The organism is Skermanella sp. (assembly GCF_059503625.1).
The window spans coordinates 1-4,242 of sequence record NZ_JCACHA010000055.1; the positions used below are offsets into that span (position 1 = coordinate 1).

Below are 4,242 nucleotides of genomic sequence, written 5' to 3' on the forward strand. Positions count from 1 at the left end.
CCTGCTCCAGATCGGGACGGCTCTCAGGACCTTGTGCGAACACCGCTTTCCGGAACAGGAAGTAATCGATGCCCGAGGCAAGACTTTCGTCTGCCTCGCCACCGCCGGCGTCTTCCCCGGCGCTCCCGTTCCCGAGAAATCCGCAGGGACGGCGAGCGGTCTGGCCGCTTGGGCCGCCTGGTGGACCGCCATGCTGACGGTCCATCTGTTCGCCCGCGTCTTCGTTCTGGTCGGCGATGCGCCTTGCCATGATTTCCATCATCGCCGGCCGGCATCGCGCCGCTGGACCGATTATATCCACGCCCGTCAGAAGGATGCCGACAGCGGTTGCCCGACCTATCCTCTCGGCTACATCGAGACCTGGGGCCTGAGACAAGCGATCGACGAGAATCTCGCCTCGCTCAGCACAGCGTCCCGCATCTGAACTCCCCCCCCGTAATCCCAGGCTTCGCAGGTCACGCTCACGTGCCAGGGTCAGGCTCGGTAGAAGATCGATGCCGACCCGTCGGCAACCCGCTGCTGGGGCAACCGGACCGTCACTGTCGTTCCGGCCCCCAGGCGGCTGTCGATGCTGAGAGTGCCGCCATGGCGTTCCGCCAGGGTCTTGCACAGCGGAAGCCCAAGTCCCGTGCCGCCGAACCGCCGGGTATAGGTGTTCTCCAATTGACAGAACGGTTCGAGCGCCCGTGGAATATCCTCGGGCGCCATTCCGATGCCGCTGTCGATCACCTGAAGGAAGGCGCCGCCGTCGTCCGAAAGACCGGCTCGGATCTCCACCCGCCCGCCGGCCGGAGTGAACTTCACGGCGTTGCCGATCAGGTTGATCAGGATCTGGCGGATCCGGGTCGGATCGGCATGGATGGGCGGCATTCCCGGACGGATGCCGATCGTCATGTTGACACCGCGCTCGCGGGCCATGGTCGAGACGGCCCCTATCGCGGCGCCTGCCGCCTGGGCCAGATCGACGCTCTCTTCCCGCAGGGTCGCACGTCCGGACTGAAGACGGGAGAAATCGAGGATGTCCTGTATCAGGCTCAGCAGATGCTGCCCGTTCTCATGGATGTCGGAGGCGTATTCCTGGTATTTCTCGCGGGAGTCGATCCCGTACATCTCGTCGCGGATGATCTCGGAAAAGCCGATGATGGCGTTGAGCGGCGTCCGCAGTTCGTGGCTGAGGTTGGCCAGGAACGCGGCCTTGATCGAGTTGGCCTCTTCCGCCACGATCTTGGCGACCCGCAACTCCTCCTCCACCCGGCGGCGCTGCATGATATCGACGAAGACGCCCAGGGCCGCCTCCACCACTTCGCGGTCGTCGGGACCGAAGGGGCGGGACACGTTGGCCTCCCCCCGGTTGCCCAGCAGAAGCGCTATGCCGGCGGCCGGATCGTAGGCCCACATGATGTAGGGCAGGCCCAGCGCCTGGACCAGGGCCGCCGCCATGCCGTCGCCGGCCTCGCGCGATGACGTGAAGAAGAATTCGGGCGGATCGTCGAGCGGGATCTCGCCCACGGCGCGGGGATAGGCGAAGCCGAGGGCATTGACGATCCTGAAGCCGCCTTGCCGGCCGTCCCGCCGCAGGATGGCGGCGCGGTCGCAGACCAGGTTGTCCAGCACGATCTCGAGCATCCGGTCGCCGATGGCCTCGTCGGATGCTTCCACGTTCACCAGGCCGAAGGCGCTGCGAAGAAGCCGGGCGGCGGTGCGCGACCGGCGGGCTTCCCGATGGGCGCGGCTCTGTTCCTCCTGCATCCGCAGCACCCTGGCGCCCAGGTCGTTGCACTGCCGGCGATAGAAAGCCAGTTCGCGTTCCAGGTCCTCGGTCGAGCGGTCGGTCATTCCCTGTCCGTCAGCCCCTCATCCGTTGTAGCAGAGAACGGTCAACACGCCTGTCCAGTCGAGCGGCCGGCTGCGCATCTTGTCTACCGGTGCTATTTCCACACCGGAATAGAACCCAAGCAGGGGCGCCCGTATATCGATCTCGTCGAGCAGCACTTCCGCCTCCTCGATTTCCGAACCGCTCCGCGCGCTGGCCCGGCCTGCGCAGTCGATATAAAGCGCCATCAGCGGGTGCTGGCCGGATACCCGCCGGTTCATCAACCGCACGCCGTCGCGAACGCTCTGCACCATCAACCCATTGTCGCGAGACATGATCTGAACGACCGATCCGCGACGAAAATCCGGCTCGAACAAAGTAATTGACCGGCGATCCGACGCCACTTTGAGGATCAGACGATTCACATAGCGGTTTTCGTCGTAATCGGCAAACGGATCGCCGTGCTTTTCACCTAACGTAACCATAAGAGACAAGTTCCGGCCATCGTCATCGGCGATATCCATGCCAAGCATGGTTTCGATAACGTCCAGGGCCGGCTTGCCATCCAGTTCGAACACTTCGGCGCCGTCGATGTCGGTGATCGTCATGAACGAACTGACCGGGACGCAGCCATGCAGGATCGCCGTCTCGGCCGTGATCGCGGCCGGAAGCACGACGGCGACGGCGGAGTGTTTCTTCGGTCTGATTCCATCGAAGACATACCCGTCCGACAGGTTCATGTCCGTCAGCGTGCCCGCTCCGACCAGATGCGGACGGCAGGGGCGGCCATCCGCGCCCGCACCTTCGCCGATGCCCTCATAGATCCCATCGACCAGCGGACTGGCAGGATGCAGTCTAGGCGGATCGGTGGCGGCCAGGCTGTCGTAGAACAGCAGGACGACCCGGTCGTCGCCGGCAAGCCCGCGCAGGCTTTCCCCAAGGCGCCGCCCGGCGGCCGCCTCGCCCTCCAGCAAGCCGTCTTCCACCAGGATGTCGGGCAGACCCAGCGTCGCCGGGAACAGCCCGACCGCGACTTCGAAACCGCTGTAGCCGAAACCGGCCGAGGTGACGGTCCCCGCGGCCGACCCGCCTACGACGGGCACCGAACCGACGACTGCGCGCAATCCGGCCAGCACGGCCGAGGGATCGTGCTTGCCGCCGCAGAACATCAGCACCCAGGCCGGTTCGTCGGCGGCGCGGAGCATGTCGGCGGCCCGGTACGCCGCTTCGGCCCCGGCTTCGCGGGGATCGGGGTTGTTGCTACGGCCGACGCCGATCAAGTCCCGCCCCGTCATCCCCGCCGTCGACCAGCCTGAAGCTGGCATGGCGCCGAACCATCCTCAGAAACACCGGCGCGGAGATCGGCTTCGCGATGTAGTCGTCGCATCCGGCATGGCGGATAGCCGCCTCGTCCTCCGGCGCCGCATAGGCGGTCACCGCGATGATGGGGATGTCCTTCAGGTCGCTGCTGGCGCGAATCTCGCGCGTGACGTCGATACCGGACATGTCCGGCAAGCCGATATCCATCAGGATCACGTCGGGCGTGAACTCGCGCGCCATGCTCAAGGCCTGTCCCCCATCGGTAGCCTTAAGGGTATTGTAACCCGCCGCCTGGAGAAGGTCGTCCAGAAGCTTGAGGTTGAAAGCATTATCTTCGACGATCAGCACGGTGCGCACGGGAAGCGGTGGCTTGGCTCCGGCGCCGCTCCGCGATCCCGTGGATCGTGCCGAAGGGCCGGACGATCCGCCCTTGTCAGAAACGAGAGAAAATTGCCGCGCCATTCTTACCTATAGCGGAAGTGGAGCGTTCAATATCTCTCACCTGCTCGGAGATATCCAATTAAAAAATCAAGTCGACGATCTTTAAAGGACCGACAGAATTCTTGGTAATTCCGTTGAGAAACGCTTGGAAAATCAACCGGTCGACCCTTCTTCTATTCAGCTATTTTATGATCAAATACGATGAAAAGGCGGCCCTTTCGGCCGGTGGACACCCCGCACCGGCGATCAGCGGTCATCCACTGTCCAGCCCCGGTAAAACAGGGCGAAGCCAACCACACCCATGGCGGCGGCGATCACCAGGCCGAAACTTCCGATCGCCATGTCGATCCAGAAGGCGTTGAGCAGGACGCTCAGGAAAATCACCACGAATCCGGCAAGCGCCTGGGGGGTCTGGACGGATTTTTGAACCTGACTGAGGCGAGCCCAATACATTCCATTTCCTCCCTGGAATTTTCCTGTTTTGTTTGGCAAGGGGTAAGAAACGCGCCTTGCTGCGGCTTGCTGCTGTTATTTTCGGTAACGTTATGATCCAGATCGCGGGCTTTTCAACAACCCTGAAGAAAGTCAGCAGCGTTGAATCGTCGCAGCCCCCTTCCCTGCTCCGTGGACGCAGCCGGAAGGATCAGCCTTTGTTGTCTCTCCCCTCG

5 protein-coding genes are annotated in these 4,242 nt (G+C 63.4%); 1 reads left to right on the forward strand and 4 read right to left on the reverse strand.

Annotation, left to right across the window (positions count from 1 at the left end):
* Nucleotides 1–424: hypothetical protein (locus AC5JJ6_RS01455; protein WP_496040335.1), on the forward strand; the 424-nt coding region annotated here is incomplete at its 5' end.
* Nucleotides 425–474: 50 nt separating this feature from the next.
* On the opposite strand, the gene AC5JJ6_RS01460 is transcribed toward AC5JJ6_RS01455, so the two are convergent.
* The 4 genes from AC5JJ6_RS01460 to AC5JJ6_RS01475 all read right to left on the reverse strand — a co-directional run bounded on the left by AC5JJ6_RS01460 (nt 475) and on the right by AC5JJ6_RS01475 (nt 4,027).
* On the reverse strand, nt 475–1,836 hold the full coding sequence (locus tag AC5JJ6_RS01460) for a sensor histidine kinase (protein ID WP_496040336.1): 1,362 nt from the start codon (nt 1,834–1,836) through the stop codon (nt 475–477).
* An 18-nt stretch (nt 1,837–1,854) separates the two neighbouring features.
* Nucleotides 1,855–3,138, reverse strand: a complete 1,284-nt coding sequence (locus AC5JJ6_RS01465) for an FIST signal transduction protein (protein ID WP_496040337.1) — start codon at nt 3,136–3,138, stop codon at nt 1,855–1,857.
* Complete coding sequence (locus AC5JJ6_RS01470; RefSeq protein WP_496040338.1) at nt 3,074–3,595, reverse strand: response regulator; 522 nt, start codon at nt 3,593–3,595, stop codon at nt 3,074–3,076. Before AC5JJ6_RS01470 ends, AC5JJ6_RS01465 begins: the two co-directional genes overlap by 65 nt.
* A 225-nt stretch (nt 3,596–3,820) precedes the next feature.
* A complete protein-coding gene (locus AC5JJ6_RS01475) occupies nt 3,821–4,027 on the reverse strand; it encodes a hypothetical protein (RefSeq protein WP_496040339.1) in 207 nt (68 codons plus the stop codon).
* Between the last annotated feature and the right edge of the window lie 215 nt (nt 4,028–4,242).